Source organism: Bacillus luti (genome assembly GCF_009739945.1).
GTDB classification, from domain to species: domain Bacteria; phylum Bacillota; class Bacilli; order Bacillales; family Bacillaceae_G; genus Bacillus_A; species Bacillus_A luti.
The window spans coordinates 419,060-440,422 of record NZ_CP040336.1 but is presented as its reverse complement, the minus strand read 5'-3'; the positions used below and the strand labels follow the sequence as shown (position 1 = coordinate 440,422).

General features: G+C 36.8%; 27 protein-coding genes. 12 read left to right on the top strand and 15 right to left on the bottom strand.

Annotation, left to right across the window (positions count from 1 at the left end):
* Nucleotides 1-55: 55 nt before the first annotated feature.
* The 3 genes from EUC40_RS02210 to EUC40_RS02200 form a co-directional block, all read right to left on the bottom strand.
* Complete coding sequence (locus EUC40_RS02210; RefSeq protein WP_156573443.1) at nt 56-733, bottom strand: CPBP family intramembrane glutamic endopeptidase; 678 nt, start codon at nt 731-733, stop codon at nt 56-58.
* A gap of 97 nt (nt 734-830) precedes the next feature.
* The gene (locus EUC40_RS02205) at nt 831-1,625 is read right to left on the bottom strand and encodes a nucleotidyltransferase domain-containing protein (RefSeq protein ID WP_156573441.1); all 795 of its coding nucleotides are present in this window, start codon (nt 1,623-1,625) and stop codon (nt 831-833) included.
* Between the two features lie 52 nt (nt 1,626-1,677).
* Nucleotides 1,678-1,986, bottom strand: coding sequence for a YuzD family protein (locus tag EUC40_RS02200; protein WP_002198966.1), 309 nt, complete (start codon nt 1,984-1,986; stop codon nt 1,678-1,680).
* 206 nt (nt 1,987-2,192) lie between these two features.
* Here EUC40_RS02200 and EUC40_RS02195 point away from each other — a divergent pair, with 206 nt between their 5' ends.
* Nucleotides 2,193-2,429, top strand: a complete 237-nt coding sequence (locus EUC40_RS02195) for a NifU family protein (protein WP_000431159.1) — start codon at nt 2,193-2,195, stop codon at nt 2,427-2,429.
* 315 nt (nt 2,430-2,744) lie between these two features.
* On the top strand, nt 2,745-2,960 hold the full coding sequence (locus EUC40_RS02190; RefSeq protein WP_001125487.1) for a hypothetical protein: 216 nt from the start codon (nt 2,745-2,747) through the stop codon (nt 2,958-2,960).
* Nucleotides 2,961-3,016: 56 nt separating this feature from the next.
* Here the strand turns inward: EUC40_RS02190 and yutH are convergent, their stop codons facing one another.
* Nucleotides 3,017-4,018 (bottom strand): spore coat putative kinase YutH, encoded by a 1,002-nt coding sequence (gene yutH / locus EUC40_RS02185; protein WP_071712678.1) that lies wholly within the window; start codon nt 4,016-4,018, stop codon nt 3,017-3,019.
* A gap of 120 nt (nt 4,019-4,138) precedes the next feature.
* Between yutH and EUC40_RS02180 the strand changes: the two genes are divergently transcribed.
* The gene (locus tag EUC40_RS02180) at nt 4,139-4,630 is read left to right on the top strand and encodes a phosphatidylglycerophosphatase A family protein (RefSeq protein WP_071712679.1); all 492 of its coding nucleotides are present in this window, start codon (nt 4,139-4,141) and stop codon (nt 4,628-4,630) included.
* Nucleotides 4,631-4,649: 19 nt separating this feature from the next.
* Here the strand turns inward: EUC40_RS02180 and EUC40_RS02175 are convergent, their stop codons facing one another.
* The 3 genes from EUC40_RS02175 to EUC40_RS02165 all read right to left on the bottom strand — a co-directional run bounded on the left by EUC40_RS02175 (nt 4,650) and on the right by EUC40_RS02165 (nt 8,979).
* Nucleotides 4,650-5,129, bottom strand: a complete 480-nt coding sequence (locus EUC40_RS02175) for a GNAT family N-acetyltransferase (RefSeq protein ID WP_156573439.1) — start codon at nt 5,127-5,129, stop codon at nt 4,650-4,652.
* Nucleotides 5,130-5,633: 504 nt separating this feature from the next.
* Complete coding sequence (locus EUC40_RS02170) at nt 5,634-8,207, bottom strand: FtsX-like permease family protein (protein WP_156573437.1); 2,574 nt, start codon at nt 8,205-8,207, stop codon at nt 5,634-5,636.
* On the bottom strand, nt 8,191-8,979 hold the full coding sequence (locus EUC40_RS02165) for an ABC transporter ATP-binding protein (protein WP_071712682.1): 789 nt from the start codon (nt 8,977-8,979) through the stop codon (nt 8,191-8,193). The genes EUC40_RS02170 and EUC40_RS02165 overlap by 17 nt, the downstream gene beginning before the upstream one ends.
* Before the next feature lie 196 nt (nt 8,980-9,175).
* On the opposite strand from EUC40_RS02165, the gene EUC40_RS02160 reads away from it, so the two are divergent.
* Complete coding sequence (locus tag EUC40_RS02160; protein WP_156573435.1) at nt 9,176-9,757, top strand: NAD(P)H-dependent oxidoreductase; 582 nt, start codon at nt 9,176-9,178, stop codon at nt 9,755-9,757.
* A gap of 33 nt (nt 9,758-9,790) precedes the next feature.
* On the opposite strand, the gene EUC40_RS02155 is transcribed toward EUC40_RS02160, so the two are convergent.
* The 4 genes from EUC40_RS02155 to EUC40_RS02140 form a co-directional block, all read right to left on the bottom strand.
* Nucleotides 9,791-10,321 carry a DUF5673 domain-containing protein gene (locus EUC40_RS02155; RefSeq protein ID WP_156573433.1) on the bottom strand — a complete coding sequence of 177 codons (531 nt, stop codon included), beginning with the start codon at nt 10,319-10,321 and terminating at the stop codon, nt 9,791-9,793.
* A 115-nt stretch (nt 10,322-10,436) separates the two neighbouring features.
* Entirely contained in the window at nt 10,437-11,201 is a 765-nt protein-coding gene (locus tag EUC40_RS02150; RefSeq protein WP_063537924.1) for a TIGR01457 family HAD-type hydrolase, read from the bottom strand.
* Nucleotides 11,202-11,309: 108 nt separating this feature from the next.
* Complete coding sequence (locus EUC40_RS02145) at nt 11,310-11,942, bottom strand: helix-turn-helix transcriptional regulator (protein ID WP_156573431.1); 633 nt, start codon at nt 11,940-11,942, stop codon at nt 11,310-11,312.
* A gap of 79 nt (nt 11,943-12,021) precedes the next feature.
* A complete protein-coding gene (locus EUC40_RS02140) occupies nt 12,022-12,462 on the bottom strand; it encodes a DUF86 domain-containing protein (RefSeq protein ID WP_000274002.1) in 441 nt (146 codons plus the stop codon).
* Between the two features lie 147 nt (nt 12,463-12,609).
* Here EUC40_RS02140 and glpX point away from each other — a divergent pair, with 147 nt between their 5' ends.
* The 3 genes from glpX to EUC40_RS02125 all read left to right on the top strand — a co-directional run bounded on the left by glpX (nt 12,610) and on the right by EUC40_RS02125 (nt 14,737).
* Entirely contained in the window at nt 12,610-13,581 is a 972-nt protein-coding gene (glpX, locus tag EUC40_RS02135; protein ID WP_000439090.1) for a class II fructose-bisphosphatase, read from the top strand.
* 17 nt (nt 13,582-13,598) lie between these two features.
* A complete protein-coding gene (locus EUC40_RS02130) occupies nt 13,599-13,865 on the top strand; it encodes a DUF3055 domain-containing protein (protein WP_156573429.1) in 267 nt (88 codons plus the stop codon).
* Between the two features lie 374 nt (nt 13,866-14,239).
* The gene (locus EUC40_RS02125) at nt 14,240-14,737 is read left to right on the top strand and encodes a cytoplasmic protein (protein ID WP_156573427.1); all 498 of its coding nucleotides are present in this window, start codon (nt 14,240-14,242) and stop codon (nt 14,735-14,737) included.
* Between the two features lie 45 nt (nt 14,738-14,782).
* On the opposite strand, the gene EUC40_RS02120 is transcribed toward EUC40_RS02125, so the two are convergent.
* A complete protein-coding gene (locus EUC40_RS02120) occupies nt 14,783-15,094 on the bottom strand; it encodes a YutD family protein (protein ID WP_084064961.1) in 312 nt (103 codons plus the stop codon).
* A 115-nt stretch (nt 15,095-15,209) separates the two neighbouring features.
* On the opposite strand from EUC40_RS02120, the gene EUC40_RS02115 reads away from it, so the two are divergent.
* On the top strand, nt 15,210-15,788 hold the full coding sequence (locus tag EUC40_RS02115; protein WP_002191082.1) for a YhcN/YlaJ family sporulation lipoprotein: 579 nt from the start codon (nt 15,210-15,212) through the stop codon (nt 15,786-15,788).
* 37 nt (nt 15,789-15,825) lie between these two features.
* On the opposite strand, the gene EUC40_RS02110 is transcribed toward EUC40_RS02115, so the two are convergent.
* Nucleotides 15,826-16,557, bottom strand: a complete 732-nt coding sequence (locus tag EUC40_RS02110) for a MerR family transcriptional regulator (protein ID WP_156573425.1) — start codon at nt 16,555-16,557, stop codon at nt 15,826-15,828.
* Nucleotides 16,558-16,657: 100 nt separating this feature from the next.
* Between EUC40_RS02110 and EUC40_RS02105 the strand changes: the two genes are divergently transcribed.
* A complete protein-coding gene (locus EUC40_RS02105; protein WP_156576905.1) occupies nt 16,658-17,473 on the top strand; it encodes a YhfC family intramembrane metalloprotease in 816 nt (271 codons plus the stop codon).
* Nucleotides 17,474-17,557: 84 nt separating this feature from the next.
* Here the strand turns inward: EUC40_RS02105 and EUC40_RS02100 are convergent, their stop codons facing one another.
* Nucleotides 17,558-18,007, bottom strand: coding sequence for a hypothetical protein (locus tag EUC40_RS02100; RefSeq protein WP_156573423.1), 450 nt, complete (start codon nt 18,005-18,007; stop codon nt 17,558-17,560).
* A 134-nt stretch (nt 18,008-18,141) separates the two neighbouring features.
* Between EUC40_RS02100 and EUC40_RS02095 the strand changes: the two genes are divergently transcribed.
* Nucleotides 18,142-18,696 carry a histidine phosphatase family protein gene (locus EUC40_RS02095; protein ID WP_071712692.1) on the top strand — a complete coding sequence of 185 codons (555 nt, stop codon included), beginning with the start codon at nt 18,142-18,144 and terminating at the stop codon, nt 18,694-18,696.
* A gap of 74 nt (nt 18,697-18,770) precedes the next feature.
* The gene (locus EUC40_RS02090) at nt 18,771-19,250 is read left to right on the top strand and encodes a YbaK/EbsC family protein (protein WP_156573420.1); all 480 of its coding nucleotides are present in this window, start codon (nt 18,771-18,773) and stop codon (nt 19,248-19,250) included.
* Nucleotides 19,251-19,270: 20 nt separating this feature from the next.
* Here the strand turns inward: EUC40_RS02090 and lipA are convergent, their stop codons facing one another.
* On the bottom strand, nt 19,271-20,167 hold the full coding sequence (lipA, locus tag EUC40_RS02085; protein ID WP_000166375.1) for a lipoyl synthase: 897 nt from the start codon (nt 20,165-20,167) through the stop codon (nt 19,271-19,273).
* Nucleotides 20,168-20,356: 189 nt separating this feature from the next.
* On the opposite strand from lipA, the gene EUC40_RS02080 reads away from it, so the two are divergent.
* On the top strand, nt 20,357-21,340 hold the full coding sequence (locus EUC40_RS02080; RefSeq protein ID WP_156573418.1) for a M23 family metallopeptidase: 984 nt from the start codon (nt 20,357-20,359) through the stop codon (nt 21,338-21,340).
* The last annotated feature ends 23 nt before the right edge of the window (nt 21,341-21,363 follow it).

Here is a 21,363-nt window from a genome sequence, read left to right as displayed (position 1 = left end):
GCCTTTTCCACCTACTACAAAATAGGAAAGACGCCCTTTTCAAAAGGACGTCTTTTTACAGTTGAAAATTTAATAATAAATAAAACGAATTGTTTAATACATGAATCCCAATTGGAACGAGTAAATTATTTGTTTTCTTATAAGTGTAAGCTAAACATACACCTAAACCAAAAATATATAAAATACTTCCTAAAGTAAGTGGGTGACCTAAAGTAAATATAAAAGCACTTATACCAATACTAGTAAGTGTAGAAAAGCGCTGAGATAATTTCGTAAAAAACATACCTCGGAATATAATTTCTTCCCAAACAGGTGCAAAAATTGTGAGCATAACTACGTATAGAATTAGTTCATTTATAGTAGGCTCTATTACTATATTAGACTCCTCCATACTAAATTCCGTTGGTAGAACTAAAGTTAATACTGCAAGGTATATAAGGAGGACAATCATTGTCATTACTATCGTTACATAATGCTTAAAATTATTGAACTGTATTGATTTTACTAATTGTAAACAGTAATTTCTTGCTGGTGAATATATTAAAACAATCGTAAAAAATGTGACGAATGGAATAAGATGATCTACATACCACGGATATAATGAGGAGTCATATAAAAAGTTCAAATAACCAATTCCATGCATTATCACAAAAATAATTACTATAATACTAATTGCTTTGAGTATACTCATTTGTACATTCTTTTCTTTATATGTAACTAATTCTGTGTCCATTATATCCCTCCAGTATAATTAAACCTTTTTAACCATTATATACCATTTATTGACACGAAAACAGACGATACAATCTACTGCATCGTCTGTTTTCCTCCTACCATTTCTCTCTACACATCTCAATTAAGTGCAGCAAATACCTCTTCGTCATATCTGCCCTTCTCCACCTTGAGAGCATTCGCTTTTCTTTTGGATTCTCCCGTATTCTCGCTACTTCTTTTAATAAAAGCTCCCATTCTTTCGCTGAACGCTCTAACAAGTATTGTAATCCTCTATCCTTTGAGACGATTGTTTTATGGTCTAGTGTATACAAAATACGCCCCATCGTAACGACCGCTGATTCTACCCACTCTTCTATAAAGAATAAATATGGCTGCTTCGCCTTCTCACTCCAGTACTGTTCTACGTTGTATTTCATCGTATGTACTACATCATCCCACCTTATTTGAAACGGAAGGTCTTCTGCTTCTTTCCCGGTAACTGTAATACCTTGATTTTTCAATGTCCACCATGTAACTGCATTAATATCCCAATGTCCTACATTCGCCTTACCATCTGCACAATACACGTACTCATTCATTTCATCATTGTATTTCCCTAAATCAGCGAGCGGAATATACATGCCGTCCATTCGTTTCCCTAACGTACTATCACTTAGTTTCTTATGCAGTTCTACAAGTTGTTGTTTTTCAGCCTCATTCACAGAATCACTTATTACTGTAACAAAATCTACATCGCTCGTATCTACATGAAATGCACCGAGTGCGATAGACCCGTAAATATATACGCCGACTATTTTTTCATCTAAAAAAATCTCTTTTAATTCTGCAATGTACTGCCCCATTAACTGTTTTACTTCTTCTGGTAGAGCATGCTTCACTACATTTTCCACATCGATCCCTCCATATAAAAAAGCCTTTGCTAATTTGCAAAGACTTCTTGTTTTATAAATATTTCTCGATTTCTTCGTAAACATCCTTCAAACGAGGATTGCCTTCTCCAACAATTTCTCCATTTACAAGAACGACTGGATAAAATAAATCTTCTTCCACTACTCGCTCTGCGAATGTTTTCTTATCTTCATCTTCTTGTTCTTCTTGAAAATCAATATACTCAAACTTAAATTTATTTTCTTGTCCTTCATATTTACGACCAATTGCCGCTTGTAACCATTCAAACGTTTCTGTTGAAGATGGCATTCCAACGCAGCTCGCACAAATTACTTTCGTCCCATACACTTGCACATTAACCATTTCTTCTCCCCCACTTCTTGTTCTAACAGTATATTCAGATGTCTTATTACATAAGCACATCATTTTACAAACTTATTCCATACCCCTATACTGAAAAAACACGTTATAAACATGATAAAATATTTCGACAATAAAACAAGAACAGAAAAAATAGATTTTCCCCTCTATCTTGATTATAATAAAACTGATGAAAGGAGTCGATAAAAATGGAAAACCCACATATGCAAGAACAAGTACTAGAAGTATTAGATAAATTACGTCCATTCTTACTTCGCGATGGCGGAGACGTTGAATTAGTAGACATTGAAGAAGGTATCGTAAAATTACGCCTTATGGGTGCATGCGGAAGCTGCCCAAGTTCTACAATCACACTAAAAGCTGGTATCGAACGCGCATTACTAGAAGAAGTACCAGGCGTTATTGAAGTAGAACAAGTATTTTAATTTAAAGCGGAAGCGGCTCGTTCAAAATATGAGGGGGATGGAGCTTCAGACATAGAGGCGCTTTTTGCCTCGGCGGAAGAAGCGAAGCCACCGAATATTTTAGCCGCTGGAGCTGGATATTATTAAAAGCGGAAGCGGCTCGTTCAGAATCGCTTGCTAAAAAGAGACCCATTTGGGTCTCTTTTTTTATTCAAATATCCATTATCCGTTAACATCATAAAACAAAATTGGAAATCCTTCTCAAAAAATGAGATAATTGATACTATATAGTGAATCGTTCACACATATAAATTAAAAAACATAGGGGGACGACACATGCCAAAAATGGGGAACACTTTTTTAACAATTCAAGAACTAGAAAAGAAAAAAGAGTATTTATTAGACCTTTCATCCGTTATACCAACATGGAATGCGAGCTATCAATTTTTATTTAAAGAAATCCAGCAAGAATTATTGAGTAAAGTAAATGAAAAAATCGAAAAACATCAATTCATTTTAAATATATGTGCAGATCAACAGGTAGGGGCATAATGTATTACATACAATTGTAGTATAAAAAAAGAGACCTCAATCGGTCTCTTTTTATTTTAAGACAGCCAATCTAATTTCCTAATCCCTAACTTATCGATTGGTAAACGAAGTGATCCATAAAAATGCCTCATAAATTGCTCTGAGCGGTTCACATCGTGTAAAATGGCTTCTAAGCGATCTCTATATATGCTTTTTTGTTCTTCGTTTCCAGTTTGGTAATATCGTTCGACTGTTTCAAAATAGTGGAGCGGGAACAGGAGCCTTGCAAATAATAAGCGCCAACCAAATGAGGATAGCGAATAATTACGTTCATAATCTGTAACAAATTGAACGATTGTTTGCTCCCAGTCTTTCTTTTTTTCTATCATCATATAGCGAATCAACTCTGCTATATCTCTAGTTGGGTGATCATACACCCACTCAAAAGGAAGTTTTAGACGCTTCGTTTGATGCCATAATAAAGGTGTAAATCGTTCTTGGCAAATTGTTGCCGCATCACTCATTTGCGGCGTATCATCCATCTCTGTATCGACAACGTACTGAATTGCATTTTCTGCAACTCCTAAGTAATACGGGAAGGATTCGATAAACAATTGATCGAATACGTCTGTAGGGTGGTTCATCACTTGTGATTGCCAAAACCTTTCTAATTGATCGAGCCTTTTTTCCCATAACGCTTTCCATTCACCAATGCGGCTTAATTGCTCGATTTCTTCTGGAAAGAATGCACCACGTTTATGAAATATAGAAAGCTCGCTTCCTAATGATATAGCATGTCGTTCTAACGTGCGCATACCTTTTAATAAGCAGTAATTTTTTTCTTCTATCTCACTTACATAGTAGCCGTGTATAGTCGGAACGAAAGTCGCAACAGTTATATCCCCTTGCTGGTTCATATAATCACTGAGCTTTTTCATCTCTACAAGTACTTCTTCCTCCATTTCTCCAATTGGAACAAGTACATAAATTTTGTTGCGAATCCAAAAGCTTTTATAGGGGCCAAGGGGGATTAATTCTTTAACATGCATGTGATAATGCTCATAAATATGCTGAATCATCGCAGTCGCCACCTATGGTTTTTCTTTATATATATGAGCTTGTGCTCGCCTTTCATTCCTATGCACATGATAAAGCAACGAAACGTATACAAATACTAAAAAGAAAAAAAGGTGATAAACATGAAAGAATCCAATCAACTACAAGAAAGAGCATTACAACTATTACAAGAACGTGGTGTAACAATTGACGACATTGCTGAACTTGTTCATTTTCTTCAAAATAAATACCATACAAATCTAGAGATGTCAGAATGCCGTTATAACGTTGAGCGTGTACTATCAAAACGCGAAGTACAAAACGCACTTATTACTGGTATTGAACTTGATGTTCTCGCTGAAAAAGGAATGCTAAGTCAGCCATTACAAGATATCGTAAAACGTGATGAAGGCTTATACGGAATTGATGAAGTTATCGCACTTTCTATCGTTAACGTGTACGGCTCTATCGGTTTCACGAACTTTGGATATATCGATAAATTAAAACCTGGCATTTTAGAATACTTAAATGATAAATCATCTGGAAAAGTGCATACATTCCTTGATGATATCGTTGGCGGAATCGCTGCCGCTGCTTCAAGCCGCTTAGCGCACAGAGCTGAGCATTCAGAATAAAGTATCGAGGCCGTCAGTTTCATACTGACGGCCTTTCATATTCCATAAGCATAAATTCTCTTCCGCGGCTCAAAAAAACTGGTCCTGCTTGAAATCCTATGTTCTTATATAACGTAATCGCTCTTTTATTAAATGTTGCTACACTAAGTCGCAAATGTTTCGAATGAAATGCTGTCGCAGCAAAAGCTATCCCAGCTTGAAAAAATGTTTTCCCCATCCCTTTTCCTGTTAAATCTGGCTTCATGCCAAGTCCGATATCGACTACATCTTCTCCACCATATAAATGAGCATCTCTTCCACCTGGCACTTGTGCATTTTCCCCAAAACAAAAATAACCAATGAGTTCTCCCTTATCGTCACAACAGCCATAATATGTCCCCTCGAGCAACTCTTCTATTACTTCAGCCCCTCCTGAGAAACTATATAAATTATACGGCTCCTCGTACGTCCACATCGTTATCTCCATCGCTTCTTCTTCTGTTAACTTATGTATATCCATCCCTCTCGCCCCTTATCAAATATTTTGTATATGTACTCATTCATTTTTCACATCCGATTTCCCTTTAATCGTAATATGCATAATTACATACGCACACTCATTTCAAACATGCTACAATTTATTTGAATCGCTGTTGTTACACTTCTTGATTAAGAAAAGACGTTAATCGGAAAATTGACGTCTTATCAAATTCAAGCAATTGACATCTTCTGTCATCATGAAAGACATTCGAAAGAATGTCTTTTTTTCTACATTTCACAAGGACTTACTCATTTCAAAACATAAACACATACAATAATGTAACTCTTTACACCCATGAATTCCTTTCTCACAGTTTTGAAGTAGACTCAAAATAAAAAAGCACTCTTTCGTTAGAGTGCTTTTTACTTTCAAATAAGGGGGTTACATATATGGATAGTACTCTCGTATTTAACTTTGGTATTGGTATCGTCATCATTTTATTTGTTTTATTTGTTCTTTGTATGAGCGGGGTATAGCAATCTTTTATGCTGATAACTCCTTTAAAGTATCACTTAATTTGAACTTTCTTAGTTGTAATGAAGCAATCAATGCTGCCCCTGCTCCAAGCACCACGCTAGCTAGAGCCAATATGAAAACTTGATTATACGGAATAATAATAACCGTTAACTCTAAGCTTGATAACACAATATAACTAAACAAAATCCCGCCAAAAATGCCAATACAACCAGCTATCGCTCCAAGTAAAGTTCCCTCTAATAAAACAATCCGTCTCATTTGCTTCGGAATAGCTCCTACGGCACGAATCATACTAATTTCTGCACGTCTTTCATGTAAACTTGCAACAATCGCATTCATTAATCCTATACCAGAAATAATAAAAATAATGACAACTAACAAACGAATTAACATCATCATTTGCGATAATAGCTGCTCCTGTTCTTTTAATAAATCATAGCTATTAATAACTTCTACGTTCTCTTTATTCTTTGTAATTTCTTTTACTTGCTTCTTAATCGCTTCAAATGATTGATTAGAATTTGTCATAATTTGAATCGCTTCATATCCTTGCACGTGAAACTTATCACGGGCCCATTGTTCATTAACAAAAACATCTGATGATCTTAGCCTTAATCCTTGCTCAATAATCGAAACGACTTTAATCGTTTGCTTTTCTTTTCCTTTCCCTTGTACTTCAATCGTATCCTGTAACTGAAGTCCTAAATTTTTAGCCGTTTCCTTCGTAACGACTCCCTCTCCCTCTTGTAATGGCTTGTTTAATTTTTGTCCTGCAATCACTTTCGCCTTTGTTACTTTCTCATACGACACAATATCGTTACCTACAACTTCGATTGAATCGTAGTTAAAATTATTTTTTTTCGCAAATTCATACCATTCTTGATTTGCTTTTTTAAAATCATAATTTACAAGCTTTGCTGTATAGTCAGTAGCATTCCCGACACTCGCCTCTACACCATCAATTTTTCTAACCTTCTCCATCCAACTAAACGGTAATGTTTCGATTCCTTGCGACTCTACCGGAATTCTTATTACTAAGTCCGCTGGTAAATGTTTTTGTAATCCTTTTTTCATACCTTCATACATAGAGTTTACATACATCGTTCCAACAAGCGCTAACATAAAACCAAATGCTAGTATGGCAACCGACACAGCTGCTTTATTCCGATAACGAACTACATTCCGGCTACTAATCGTCGTTTCAACTCGTAATATCATTTGAAACGGTTTTGCAATCACTGGTGCTATCATACGAATAAATAATGGAATCGCGAATAACAAACCAACTGCAAATAACAGCGCTCCTATCGCACTTGGATTAAAACCGATATACTGCTCTAATATGTTACCCGTGAGTCCAATAACGGTACCAATGATTAAAATGCTAAGGCTAAAAGCACTCCATCTCTTTTCTTTTTTCTCATTACTAGGAAGCCCTGGCCGAAGTGCTTGCACTGGTGGAATCTTTCTAACCATGAAAGCTGGTATAATAGCCCCTATGACAGACATAACAATCCCTAATAAAAACGTAATGAGTAAAATCTCACCTGAAATCGAGAATGATGCTTTCCCTGCCCCCTCAATGTTCACCCATTTATTAATGAATGATGCTGCAATTGTTTGCGTACCTGCCCCAAGAATAACTCCCGCTAACGATCCAATCGCTCCAATACATAAAGCCTCTAATAAAACGACTAATATAATTTGATTAGGATTACTGCCAAGTGCACGTAATAATGCCCATTGCTTAAATCGACTTCTGACAGATAAGAAGAAACTTCCCATTATTAAAAGAGCTACAACAAATAAAGCAATACCACCTAAACTAAAAATTAACGGCTTCATTACATTTAATCGTTCAAATGCCTTATCAACATAAGTACGTTGATCCACTTTTATATTTTCTATCTTCTTATTTACATCAAGAGCAATTGCTCTCTTCACATTTACATCGGGTGTTTTCACTTGAACAAGATTGAATTGATTTGGTAGATTTAATTCTTTTTGAAGCCAATGAATTGGAAAGTAAGCACCGTGCCCCATTGCCGCCATTAACGGCGGATTTAAAATCCCAACAACTTTCACAGTCTTTTCTCCATGCTGCGGGAATGGTAGTTTAATCAAATCTCCTACCCGTATATTTTCACGATCTGTATACCCTTTTGTCAGCGCTACTTCAGCCCCTTCTTTCGGATATCGACCTTCTAATATTTTATAAGAATGCATTTCTGGAGAATCTTGCTCAACACCCCAATAAGACGGCTTTCCCGATAACTCTTTATAATTTGGAAAAGGATATGGTATAAGTACTTTTGATATTTTTTCAGCATTTTCTAAACCATCTATTCCTTTTAAACTTTCATTATTTAAATACATATCATTTTTTATATAGCCAAATTGCAAATTATAATCTCCATACCTACTTACTACTTGTTCCTTCACACTTTGCTCTACTGATTGATTGCCTAGTAATAACATCGTCGCTAACATAACACCTAAAGCTGCACCGAGAGCGATCAACATATTTCGCAACCAATTTTGTTTCATCGATTTTACTGCATATTTAATTACCCATCGCATCACCTTTACCTCCTACTTTAAAGTGACGATTCATAATCTCTTGAATGTGAGTAACTTGTTGCGGGATATTTCGAAATTTCCATCCTTTACTTTCAGCATGTTCATGAATCACTTCCCCATCTAATAAGAAAACGACTTTATCGGCGTGAGCCGCTACGAATGGATCATGTGTTACAATGACAGCTGTTTGTCCTAACTCATCACATGCATTGCGGAGTGCTGCGATTATATTTTTACTATTTTCTGAATCCAAAGCCCCTGTTGGTTCATCTGCTAATATAATAGCTGGCTCATTTGCAAAAGCTCTTGCTATCGCTACCCTTTGCTGTTGTCCACCTGATAACTGTGCTGGTAAATGCTTTTCTTTTCCCTTTAACCCAACGAGATCTAATAAACGGTTTGCTGTCACTGTTGCCTTCTTTTGCGAGACATTGTCTAACAGCAACGGCAATCCCACATTTTCCTCCGCACTAAACACTGGAATTAAATTAAACTGCTGAAAAATAAAGCCGATTTTATGCCTTCTAAATAAAGCGAGCTCTTTTTCTTTTAATGTTGAAATCTCTGTACCATCAACTCGGATACTACCTACTGTTGGAATATCTAATCCACCTAATAACTGAAGCAACGTCGTTTTACCCGACCCACTTGCCCCCATAATACAAACAAAATCTCCTTTTTGAATTTGAAGATTGATACCTTTTAATATCTTTACTTTACTATCCCCAATATCAAACGATTTTTCTAACCTTTCCATTTCAATAATATTCATCCCTATATCCCCTTCTCTCTCAATTTACCAATCTATATATTCTATTCAAAAATGCAAAATCCCTACTATTTTGTATTTTTTTGTCACATACTAACATTTCTCATGTCAGAAAAATTGACTCTCGTCACAAAAGTAACCATACTAGTTACACGAATACAAAAAACTACTCACATATCCACAAATAGGAGGAAGAACAATGAAACATGTAATCGTTTATGCACACCCAAATACGGAAAGCTTCAACCATGCGATTTTAGAAACGGTAAAAAGTGAATTAGAAGAAAAAGGTCATGAAGTACGCGTTCGCGATCTATACGAATTAAACTTCAATCCAGTATTAGGCGCTTCCGATTTCATCTCATTTTCTCAAGGAAACACACCAGAAGATATTAAAGAAGAGCAAGAACATATCTCTTGGGCTGATAGCATTACATTCATTTATCCAGTTTGGTGGGCGGGACTTCCTGCTATTTTAAAAGGATACGTTGACCGCGTATTTAGCCATGGCTTCGCTTATGCTTACGGCGAAAACGGCATTGAAAAGTTATTAAGCGGTAAAAAAGGATTGTTATTATCTACAATGGGAAATACAAAAGAAGCATACCTAGCCGGCGGTATGTTTGAAGCGATGAAGAAAACTGCAGATGTTGGTATTTTTGAATTCACAGGCATTGAAACGCTTGAGCATACATTCTATACAAGCGTCCCTTCTGTGGATAACGATGTGCGTAAACAATATCTTGAAGAGGTTAAAGATGTTGTGAATCGAGCGTTTTAATAAAAAAACTCCGGTTGTTAAAACCGGAGTTTTTTATTTCATCATTAATTTCGGAATATATCTTTGAAGAATGCTTTCTAATTCATTCATATCTTCCTGTCTAATAAGTAAATTCACATTGTCATTCATTTTTTCTCGCCCGCGATATAAAAATATATTTTCTTTTGGATTTTCCCATGTTGATGTTTTATAGCCTTTTAATTCTTCGTATGAATAAAAGTTTAATCCGTCTACTACACCTTTTTCATATATTTGTACACTTTTAATAAGATGGATAGCTATTAAAGTCATAAAACAGCTTGCTACAGCATGAATACCTAGCTGAATGATAAACTGTTCAACTGTATCGATATCGCCACTTACGTACTGAGCATATATATACATACATTGTCCAATGAAATATGCTGGTCCAAGTAATGCAATCCAACGTCTTTTCACCCGAGGATACATTGCAATGAGTTTTCCTGCACTTTTTTTCATTTCATTTATTTTATATATCTTCCATAGAACAAAAAACAAAACACATAATGTAAAAACAAACATAATACATGACATCCAATACACTCTAATTCCCTCCCTCCGATATCATTACATATAAATTTTACATTTTATATAACAACAGCGAATATGCAATTATGCATAAAAAAACAGGTAACCTCTTCCGGTTACCTGCATTTCATTACATCTTCTCAATCCACTCCGTCAAGTTATGCACAACTTGCGTCGGTTGTACTTCATATTCTGTTAACTTCTCCACAGTTGTGACTCCAGTGTGGACAAGAAGAGTATGCATACCAGCATTTACTCCTGCTAAAATGTCTGTATCGTAGTTATCCCCAACCATTAATGCTTCATTTTTTTCTATGCCAAGCACTTTTAACGCTTGTTCCATAATGATTGATTCTGGTTTTCCGATAAAGATTGGATCCACACCTGTTGATACTGCTACAACTGACGTTAATGAACCGTTACCTGGTAGCAATCCTCGCTCAGTTGGAATAGCGATATCCCCATTTGTAGAAATAAACGTTGCGCCGTTACGCACAGCAAGACACGCTTTTGCTAATTTTTCATATGTAATATCACGATCTAAACCGACAACAACGAAGTCAGGATTTTCATCCACAAGTTCAAATCCTTTTTCCACAAGTGCATCGTGTAAGCCTTCTTCACCAATCATATATACAGTTGCATCTTGTTTACGCTCATAAATAAAGTTTGCTGTCGCCATACTCGTTGTGAATACTTGCTCAGCTTTAGCTGGAATATCGAAACGAACAAGTTTTTCTGCCACTTGTTCTGGTTTGCGAGTTGAATTATTTGTAACGAATAAATACGGAATGCCGCGCTCTCCTAATGCTTTTACGAAGTCGCTTGCTTCCTCAATTTGTTCTTCTCCGCGATACATCGTACCGTCTAAGTCAATTAAGTAACCTTTATACATCGATTATGTCTCTCCTTCTATGCTAACGTTCTCACCTATCATACTACTCTTATATTACCCGTTTTTCCAAAAGAAAAAAACGCTTTACCTTAAAGCGCCCCATAACGTTCATTTTTTCTCTTTTACTTGGTAAGAACAACTACAATCGCCCTCGCACATGTTTGCTAGCGTCTTTACATCTGCCCCTGCAAATAAACGATTATACATCTCTTTTTCATCTTCGCATACTTGCGGGAATCTCTCTGCAATTTCTTTTAACGGACAGTTTTGTTTTTCAATTATGAAAGAGTTCTCTCCATCTCTCTTTATTTGAACCATGTAACCGTTTCTCTCTTGCATTGCTGCTATCTCTTGCACTTTATATGCTAAATTCTTTTGATTACTCACTCTCTTTTGCAACTGTTCTTCCATTCGCTTCGTTCTCTCTTTTAAAACGTAACGAAGTATTTTTTCATCACCCATTCGAGCTAAATCTTCTAGCACATCAATCGCAAATTGCTTATATTCTTTTGGGAATGTATCTTCTCCCTTTTCACTTAATCCATACAAATAAGTTGGTCTTCCGACATGTTGTCTTACCATCTTGGAATAAATAAGTCCCTCTTTTTCAAGATTACTTAAATGTCTTCGAATCGCCATTTCTGTAATCTCTAAAACGTCAGCTAGTTCCGCTACTGTATGCTCTCCCTTTACTTTCAACACTTGGACAATCTCTTCTTTCGTCGTACGTGCTCCCCCCATGCTTCACCCATCTCCCTTTTCTTTCACACACACAATATAAGATCCCCAAAAGGTATTCCTGGGGATCTTATAAGCACAATTATTCTGGTACAAATGCAGATACAGGTCCTAATTCCTTTTCTAAATAACCGCGAATATTTGCTGGGTATTTCTCTACCACTGCAATATGTTTTTGAATCGTCTTATATAATTCATCATGATTCATTTGAATATAATCTTGCGTAAGCATTTTTCGAAGAAGGATCACTTCTTTCATTGCTTGTCCTTCTTCTGCACTTATCACTCGCTCGTCCATCAAAATGTCGATAATATCTTCATAACTTCCTGGATCGCGCATAATAAATCCATCAATCATCGCATTCCCTACATCTAATACACAATCAATAATTAAATGAGCTATGCGTTCTAATGCGTAAAATTCAAACTCGGTTTCATATATCTTTTTCTCTTGAAATGTACTTGTTGCTCGTTCTAAACATACTAGCATTTGTTCTATTTTCTTTCTGTCTACAAAATACATGAATGTCACCTACCTGGAAATTAAAGCATTTACATTTTAATTGTAACGCTTTCTTCTGAAAAAATCGACAATTTTTCGAATTCACCTTTTCTCCGTTATTTGTTATAGTTATATTTGTATGATTTTTGAAATTGGAGGAATGGAATCTTGGAACGTGAACTCGCACTAGAAATTGTCCGTGTAACAGAAGCAGCAGCCTTAGCATCCGCACAGTGGATGGGCCGCGGAAAGAAAAATGAAGCAGATGATGCAGCAACTACAGCAATGCGTGATATGTTCGATTCAGTAAACATGGCAGGTACAGTTGTAATTGGTGAAGGAGAACTTGATGAAGCACCGATGTTATATATTGGTGAAGAACTAGGAACAGGTAACGGTCCAGAAGTAGACATCGCCGTTGATCCATTAGAAGGTACAAACATCGTTGCAAAAGGCCTTGCAAATGCAATGGCAGTTATCGCAATCGCAGATAAAGGAAACCTTCTTCATGCTCCTGATATGTACATGGAAAAAATCGCGGTTGGTCCAAAAGCAGCTGGTAAAATTAGCTTAGATGATCCAATTGAAAAAACAATTGAAATTGTAGCAGAAGCTAACAATAAAAAAATTCGTGATTTAACAGTTATCGTTCAAGAACGTGAACGTCATCAAGATATTATTGACCGTGTTCGTGCAAAAGGTGCACGCGTGAAATTATTTGGTGATGGTGATGTTGGTGCGTCAATCGCAACAGCACTACCTGGAACGGGTATCGACTTATTTGTAGGTATCGGCGGAGCTCCAGAAGGCGTTATTTCTGCAGCAGCATTAAAATGCCTTGAAGGTGAAATGCAAGCTCGCTTAGTTCCAATGAATGAAGAAGAAGAAGCTCGTTGTCGTGAAATGGGATTAGAAGATCCTCGTCAACTTCTTATGTTAGATGACTTAGTATCTGGGGATGATGCAATCTTCTCAGCAACAGGTGTATCTGCTGGTGAGTTATTAGACGGCGTAAAATTCCTTGGTGGAGATTTAGCTGAAACATATTCTATCGTTATGCGTTACAAAACAAGAACGGTACGATTCATTAAAACGCATCACCATTTAGATCATAAACCACACTTAAACTTAGATATTTAATAAAAGGAGCCATGTGTATGGAAGAACGTTTCTTTCTGTACGACGATACAGTCGCTACAAGAACTCGTTTCGTTAGCTTTATGGGGGAAAATGAGCGTCATGATTTAGCGCTTTTATACTCCGATCGTCATTACGGTAAAACGATTGTACTCGATATGCAGCGCAATAAATTTGCTATCATCGGTCCTGACGATTTAAACGAATCAGGCTACTTAGAGCATGCATTTTCTATGACTGAAGAAATTGCAGAAGAATTACGCTCATTTTTATTTGAACTTATATAATTTATCGTATGCACCAGCTATTTTAGCTGGTGTTTCTTCGTTATAAGAGTTTTGAATTTTCAATCTTTTATGTTATAATTAAGAACAAATCTATTTGGATAGAAAGGACGTTATCTACGTATGCCAACATTTACTTTGTGATGGATAAGCAATCGGATAGCATTACTCTCAAAAAAGCACCGTGCTTTTTCAAGGGAGTAGTCTGCCCATTCCCATTACAAAGGAACGTATTGCATCTGTAGTATGATGTTTACGGAGGTTCCTCTTTGGGGGAATCTCCTTTTATTTTTGTCTACTTCCCATGTCTTCATACTACAAGACATCCAAATAGCTGTATTACGTTTCTTTGCCACTACTATAAGAGGTGAAGAAAAATGCAGAAAGTACAACTTTCTTGGAGTTTATATGAAAACGAGCAACACACAATCGAAAAATATTGTAAAAATTGCGGACGTACTACCCTATTTACTGACACAAATATTCGCAGGCATAACGCCAACGGAAAAAACATATACCGCTTTGCCATTTATAAATGTCCGAAAGATCATACGTGGAATCAAAAACTGCGTATTTATAAATCATTTACTGATCACGTTGAAACAGTCGATATGCCCCAGCAATATCAAACGGAAACAAGTACTACTATTTCCATTATGCAACATAAAGAAAACGGCATAGCCGAAATCACGATCGTATTAGATCTCATTTTCGGCTCCCACCGAATCGATAAAGCTTTATCCACATATATTTCCGACTGGAGCCGTACACTCATTGTGGATAAAATTAAAAGTGGAGATATTCAATTGAACGGACAACAAATGAAACCAAATACACTCCTTTCTGAAGGTGATTCTATTTCAATTTGTTTGTGAATGAGAATATGTAAAAAATCCTCTTACAATCGTAAGAGGATTTTTTTATTTCTTCACTTTTCGTAATACGAAGTGTGCACAACCGAAGTTACAGTACTCGTATAAATACTCTGATAAAGTACTAATTTTCGTATCATATGTCGAACGTTGATTACTATCGTCAAAGAAACCGCGCAATCTAAGTTGCTCATAACCCCAGTCCCCAACGATGTAATCATATTTATTTAAAATTTCTGCATAACGCTCTTTAAATGCTTCTTCACTAAAACCCTCACGAAAGTTTTTAATTACTTCGTACTGAACATTATTAATGCTCACCGTAGCATGCATCTCTTGCTCTTGCTTTTGCTCCATCATTAACTTCCTCTCTAAGCATTCTTCTTTTTATCGTATCACAAAGCATACCAACCAACAATTTCAAATACAAAAAATTGAAAATTAGTGCATGCTATGGAGAAGGAGGTGATACATCGTGAAAAAACAAATTATACTCTCTCTCCTCACTCTTTCCTTATTTGCAGGCTGTCAATCAACGAATAAAGCCGAAATGGAACGTGAAGAAGGAAGTCGTGTTCTTGTTTCCAATAAAAACGACATGTATCATACGGAAAATACAAATACACGGCTTACAAGGGTCGGCTATTCATCTAAACAAAAACATGAAGTATCTAACAAACAAGTAGGAGCCATTAACCGCGAGAAAGTCGCTGAAATGATTACAAGCATGACAGTCAAACTTCCCGACGTTACAAACGCTGCTACGCTTGTTACCGATGATGAAGTATTTGTTGTATACCGTGCTAACACAACGGATCCAAAACTCGTAGCAGATCAAGTATATAAAGCTGCTTTGTCCATCGTCCCTCGCTATTATAAAGCATATGTATCAACAGACCAAAAGTTGATTTCTCAAATTCAAGGCCTTCAATCTGGCGCTTTAAATGATACAGAATATACACAGAGCCTCGACATGCTAAAACGGGAAATGAGTAAAAATCCTCATTTAAACAATACGGGGGATCAGACTTTGAATGATATGATTAAAAAATAAAGAAGGCGGAGAAAACCTCCACCTTCTTTATTTTTGACTATTTCTTACGATCCGCATAAACCTCCATCGCATCACACATAAACTGCGCTAACCCTTCGCCGAACTTATCGATATTTTTCGTAAAGCGCTCATCAGCGACGTACATTTGGCCAAGTCCCTTAAAAGCATCTAACGAATAGTGACCAAAGTTTTGCAAGTAATCGTACCATACTTTAATAGCGGACTGCGCCTCTTTAGAATCAGGTGATCCGTGTCTAAGCGCCGCTAAATTTCTATAAATATCATTAAACTCTTCTTGCTTCTCTTTTGACATGCCTTTCGCATATTCATTCGCCTTATCTACAGCTGTATCTCCCCATCTTTCACGTGCTTCTTCTTCATATGGGTTATGGCTGAAATCGAATCCTTCAAATTTCTCTTTGTTCGTCATTTCAATCTCTCCTTTTGTATGCTGAATGGTTTTATCAATAGTCGCAATCACTTTATCTAACCTAGCTCGCTTTTCAAGAAGCATTTTCTTATGAAGCTGTAGCGCTTCTTCTCGGTCAAATGATGGACTCATGATAATTTCTTTAATTTTCTTCAAAGGGAAGCCTAGTTCTTTAAAAAATAAAATTTGCTGCAATGTCTCTAAATTTTCATTGGAATACAGACGATATCCAGACTCTGTCGTCTCGTCTGGGGTTAACAACCCAATTTCATCGTAATGATGCAGTGTGCGCACACTAATTCCAACTAAATCAGCTACTTCTTTTACTCTCATTGCCATTTGTATCTCCCCCTTAGTACATACGATAAAGTATGACGCAACGTTAGAGTCAATAAGTAAATTCATTTTATTACTAAAAGTTTCATCTCTCCCACATTTCATGCATAATAGATATGTACATATATTAGAAAGCGGTGAAAGTATGGTTTCAAATACTGTAATTGCCAGCATCATCTTTCAACTCATTGTCTCGATTCTGGTCCCAATTATTGTACTCGTTTATTTCCGTAAAAAATATAATATTAATTGGAAAGTAGTCGGCGTTGGTGTTCTTATCTTTATCGGATTTACCCAAATTCTCGAAACACCGTTCCAACTATTTATGCGCGGTAATCCAGCAATCGCTCCAATTTTAGAAAATCCATTTGTCTTCGCACTTTATGGCGGACTGACTGCTGGTATTTTTGAAGAATTAGGACGCTTCGTTGCCTTCTTCTTCTTACTAAAAAAATATCTAGAATATAAAGATGGCTTCGCTTACGGAATTGGTCACGGCGGCATTGAATCTATTTTAGTTGGCGGATTCTCTGCATTCCAAGCATTAATCTTTGCTAATTCTATTAACGATGGTAGCTTCACTCGATTGGTTGAACAGAAGCCTGAGCTCAGCATTATACAAGACATGCTAATCCAGCAACCTGCCTACTTATACTTCCTTGGTAGCTTAGAAAGAATTATGGCACTCGTGCTACAAATCGCCTTTACAATGCTTGTTTTATACGCAGTAAAACAGAAGAAATATATATTCCTTGTGTACGCTATACTATTCCACGCATTTGTAGACTTTTTCGCGGCACTTTACCAAACAAATACAATTAACATCTTTGTTGCAGAAGGAATTACCCTTCTCTTCACAATTGGTGCTGTCATTCTTATTCGCAAAATGAAAGCAAAATTAATGAGTGTACCGGAGTAAAAAAATAACCCACCAATTGGTGGGTTATTTTTATCCTGTTATTACGGGTAGTAAGACTAGTAATCAGTGGACAAACCCCACTGATTACGGTTTTACTTTATACGGATTATCATAGTGATGATAACTTTTCCCTGCTCGAAGTTCTCTCTTTGTTTCCGCATCTATAACAATATACTTATGAAACTCTTCTACTTCATTTTGAGAAAAGGAAGCGAAAAAATACACTTGGCGATCAGGGTGAACAAAAGCATCTTGCAGCACCACTTTACTTCGACAACCCACGGCTGTTTTTTGTCGGAAAGAAGATTCCTCCTCGGCCACTTCTTTAAATGAAATTTTTTTACGAACGCTATACGCTGCATTTTCATATTCTTTATAAGTTTTCTTATCTAACTGTTCGTAAAACACATCCTCACTTACAAACGGCTTATTTCGATTGCTTGGATAGTCTAACTTTTGATTGGATTGTGCATATGTTGTGGATATTTGCGCAAGAAAACAAATCATGAATACGATACATATCATTTTTTTCATAATGGCACCTCAATTTTCATTATCCACATTACTTTTCCACACACTCAGATCACTATGCCCTTTCCGAGAAAAAAGGAATATTTTCCACTTTTGTCGAAGTATATAAGCGTCAACTTGAAAGATGGGGATGAATTATGAAAAAACTTATTGTAATACGACATTGTTCCGCAACTGGCCAAGAACGTGATGCCGAATTAACAAACGTAGGAAGAGAACAAGCAAACACCCTTGCTACATTCCTCTTAGAAAATCACCTACAAATAAACTATATTATTTCAAGCCCATTTGTCCGAGCTATCGATTCCATTCGGCCCTATGCGCTTCAAGCTAACTTATCTATCCAAGAAGACGAACGGCTAGCTGAACGCATATTAAGCGACGTTCCAATGGATGATTGGATGCAAAAATTAGAATCCACTTTTACAAACATAGATATTGCCTTCTCAGGCGGAGAGTCAACAAAACAAGCAACAGACCGTGCCATATCGCTTATCCAAGACATTTTAAAACTAGAGCATGACACAACATTACTCGTTACACATGGCAACTTACTTACATTAATTTTAAGGCACTTTGATTCTTCCATTGGCTTTCATGAATGGAAAACTTTAACCAATCCTGATATTTACGAAATTACACTAAATGAACAATCTATCATAAAACGCTTATGGGACGTACCATCCAAGTAATATCCCTTTCCGAAACATTCAGTTGACGCCGCGAGAAGAAACTGTACTAACAATAGAAAGGGGTAGCACTCCATATGTACGAAGATGTACTTGCTTTACTACATAAAACAAATGTTTCTTATGAAAAATTTGAACACGAACCAGTACTCGATTATGAGACAGATTGTATCGTACGAGAAAGGCTTGGCTTACGAGGTACTCCAAGTAAAAGCTTATTTTTAAAATCAAAATCCGGGGCGTATTACGTATTTTTCACTTTAGAAGGAACTCGGCTTAACCGAGGAGAGATGAAAGAAATAACTGGAGAAAGCTTATCGCTCTGTTCTCCTGATGAACTAAGAATGGAGACTGGCTGCCCCCCTGGCTGTGTAGCTCCTTTCGGTTATTCACAAGATGTGACAATTATTGTGGACAGTTCCATCTATACGTATAATAAAATTTTAATTACACCTGGTGTACCCGAATTTACAATTGAATTATCCACAGAGGAATTAAAGAAGATTTTATTAACATGTCCAAATCTAGTCTTAGAGTACAAACAAAAAGAGAGCTAATGATTAGCTCTCTTTTTTCATTATTTCGCTTCTGCTGTTTTTTCTTTTGCAGAACGTACTTGCTCGTCCGCATGGTAAGAAGAACGCACAAGTGGGCCAGCTTCACAGTGACTAAATCCTTTGCTAAGTGCAATTTCTTTTAGCTCTGCAAATTCTGCTGGTGGGTAATATTTAAGAACTGGTAAATGCTTCTTAGATGGTTGTAGGTATTGTCCAAGAGTTAAAATATCCACATTGTTTGCACGTAAGTCATCCATTGCTTCAATTAAATCTTCTCTTGTTTCACCTAAGCCCACCATAATGCTCGATTTAGTTGGAATATCAGGCTGCATTTCTTTTGCTCGACGTAAAAACTCTAATGAACGGTCATATTTTGCTCTAGCGCGAACTCGGTTAGATAATCGACGTACTGTTTCAATGTTATGGTTCAAAATATCTGGTTTTGCATCCATTAACATTTTTAAGTTTTCTTCTACCCCACCCATATCAGATGGTAACACTTCGATAGATGTGAATGGATTTTTACGACGTACAGCGCGTACTGTTTCAGCAAAAACAGCTGCTCCCCCATCCTTTAAATCATCACGTGCAACCGCTGTTATAACAACGTGCTTTAAGCCCATTTGTACTACAGAATCTGCTACGCGTTCTGGCTCTTGTAAATCAAGCTCAGTTGGTAAGCCTGTTTTAACCGCACAAAAACGACAAGCACGTGTACAAACCGCACCTAAGATCATGAATGTTGCTGTTTTCCTTACAGCCCAGCATTCATGAATATTCGGACATTTCGCTTCTTCACAAACGGTATGAAGATTTTTAGAACGCATCATTTTCTTTAAGCCTGTATAGTTTTCATTCGTGTTTAACTTAATTTTCAACCATTCGGGCTTGCGCTTATATTCTGTTTGTTTTGTCATGGTTATCAACTCCGCACAATATGAAATAGTTTACCGTGTTCGCTTCTTTCAATGTAACATATCTATTCTAACGTATGAAAGCGATTTGCTCAAATGAAGATTCTAAGATTTTTTCCAATCGTTCCCTATAATGAAATACTCCGTATATCCCACACTAAAAAGAGTGATGTTGTGAAAGGAGTCTATTTCATGCTTCGAAAAATTTCTCTTTTGCTTTCGATTTGCTTTCTTCTCCACCAAAACATCGCTTACGGTGAAGATAATCAGCAAAGCATATACGAAAAGCGCATGGCACTATATAAAGAAACCGAGCAATCTTCAGGCATTCCGTGGTATTACTTAGCTGCAATGGATCAATATGAAAGAAATATACGGAGCGTAAGAAAAGATATTCCCAAAAAACCAGATTCCATCATTTCCCTTTATTTCAAACCAGAAATATGGGCTGGACCTGTTAATAGTAACGATACTCTCCCCCATACAATTTCTCTATTTGGTGGAATGGGTTTAGATGGTGATAAAGATGGATTTGCAAATGCAAATAACGATCGTGATCTTCTGCATACTGCAGCGACTATTTTAAAGAAACAAGGAACGTCCGAAGACCGTATTAAAATTATGCTTTGGGAATATTATAGACGTGCGAAAACAGTTGATTTAATTACCGAATACGCCCAAATTTATAAACAGTATGGACGTATTAACTTAGAAGGAAATGCCTTCCCTCTCCCGATTCGTAGTGACCATAGCTACCGGAGTACATTTGGCGCTGGAAGAAGTTTTGGAGGAAGAAGAATTCATGAAGGAACCGATATTTTTGCCGGCTATGGCGTACCAGTAAGATCTACTTGCTATGGCATCATTGAAACAAAAGGCTGGAACCGTCTTGGTGGATGGCGCATCGGTATTCGCGACCTGCATAACAATTACCATTATTACGCTCATTTAGGCGGATTTTCAAAAGAAATACAGCTTGGACAAATTGTCGAGCCCGGAAAAGTAATCGGATTTGTTGGTAGCACCGGTTACGGTCCTCCTGGCACAGCTGGAAAATTCCCACCTCACTTACATTTCGGCATGTATAAAGACAATGGTTATACAGAATGGGCTTTCGATCCATATATGCATTTAAGTCTGTGGGAACGAAAAGAACGAGCGAATACAAAACGATAACCGTAGCACACTGCTACGGTTAT

Coding starts and splice junctions, on each gene's coding strand:
- EUC40_RS02095 (WP_071712692.1), top strand. CDS start 18,142: ATGAAAAAACTTATTGTAATACGACATTGTTCCGCAACTGGCCAAGAA.
- EUC40_RS02110 (WP_156573425.1), bottom strand. CDS start 16,557: ATGGCAATGAGAGTAAAAGAAGTAGCTGATTTAGTTGGAATTAGTGTG.
- EUC40_RS02165 (WP_071712682.1), bottom strand. CDS start 8,979: ATGAATATTATTGAAATGGAAAGGTTAGAAAAATCGTTTGATATTGGG.
- EUC40_RS02100 (WP_156573423.1), bottom strand. CDS start 18,007: ATGAAAAAAATGATATGTATCGTATTCATGATTTGTTTTCTTGCGCAA.
- EUC40_RS02195 (WP_000431159.1), top strand. CDS start 2,193: ATGGAAAACCCACATATGCAAGAACAAGTACTAGAAGTATTAGATAAA.
- EUC40_RS02200 (WP_002198966.1), bottom strand. CDS start 1,986: ATGGTTAATGTGCAAGTGTATGGGACGAAAGTAATTTGTGCGAGCTGC.
- EUC40_RS02090 (WP_156573420.1), top strand. CDS start 18,771: ATGTACGAAGATGTACTTGCTTTACTACATAAAACAAATGTTTCTTAT.
- EUC40_RS02180 (WP_071712679.1), top strand. CDS start 4,139: ATGAAAGAATCCAATCAACTACAAGAAAGAGCATTACAACTATTACAA.
- EUC40_RS02210 (WP_156573443.1), bottom strand. CDS start 733: ATGGACACAGAATTAGTTACATATAAAGAAAAGAATGTACAAATGAGT.
- EUC40_RS02175 (WP_156573439.1), bottom strand. CDS start 5,129: ATGGATATACATAAGTTAACAGAAGAAGAAGCGATGGAGATAACGATG.
- EUC40_RS02170 (WP_156573437.1), bottom strand. CDS start 8,207: ATGCGATGGGTAATTAAATATGCAGTAAAATCGATGAAACAAAATTGG.
- EUC40_RS02160 (WP_156573435.1), top strand. CDS start 9,176: ATGAAACATGTAATCGTTTATGCACACCCAAATACGGAAAGCTTCAAC.
- EUC40_RS02120 (WP_084064961.1), bottom strand. CDS start 15,094: ATGATGGAGCAAAAGCAAGAGCAAGAGATGCATGCTACGGTGAGCATT.
- EUC40_RS02140 (WP_000274002.1), bottom strand. CDS start 12,462: ATGTATTTTGTAGACAGAAAGAAAATAGAACAAATGCTAGTATGTTTA.
- yutH (WP_071712678.1), bottom strand. CDS start 4,018: ATGATTCAGCATATTTATGAGCATTATCACATGCATGTTAAAGAATTA.
- EUC40_RS02080 (WP_156573418.1), top strand. CDS start 20,357: ATGCTTCGAAAAATTTCTCTTTTGCTTTCGATTTGCTTTCTTCTCCAC.
- EUC40_RS02150 (WP_063537924.1), bottom strand. CDS start 11,201: ATGTATAAAGGTTACTTAATTGACTTAGACGGTACGATGTATCGCGGA.
- EUC40_RS02190 (WP_001125487.1), top strand. CDS start 2,745: ATGCCAAAAATGGGGAACACTTTTTTAACAATTCAAGAACTAGAAAAG.
- EUC40_RS02145 (WP_156573431.1), bottom strand. CDS start 11,942: ATGGGGGGAGCACGTACGACGAAAGAAGAGATTGTCCAAGTGTTGAAA.
- EUC40_RS02105 (WP_156576905.1), top strand. CDS start 16,658: ATGCATAATAGATATGTACATATATTAGAAAGCGGTGAAAGTATGGTT.
- EUC40_RS02130 (WP_156573429.1), top strand. CDS start 13,599: ATGGAAGAACGTTTCTTTCTGTACGACGATACAGTCGCTACAAGAACT.
- EUC40_RS02125 (WP_156573427.1), top strand. CDS start 14,240: ATGCAGAAAGTACAACTTTCTTGGAGTTTATATGAAAACGAGCAACAC.
- lipA (WP_000166375.1), bottom strand. CDS start 20,167: ATGACAAAACAAACAGAATATAAGCGCAAGCCCGAATGGTTGAAAATT.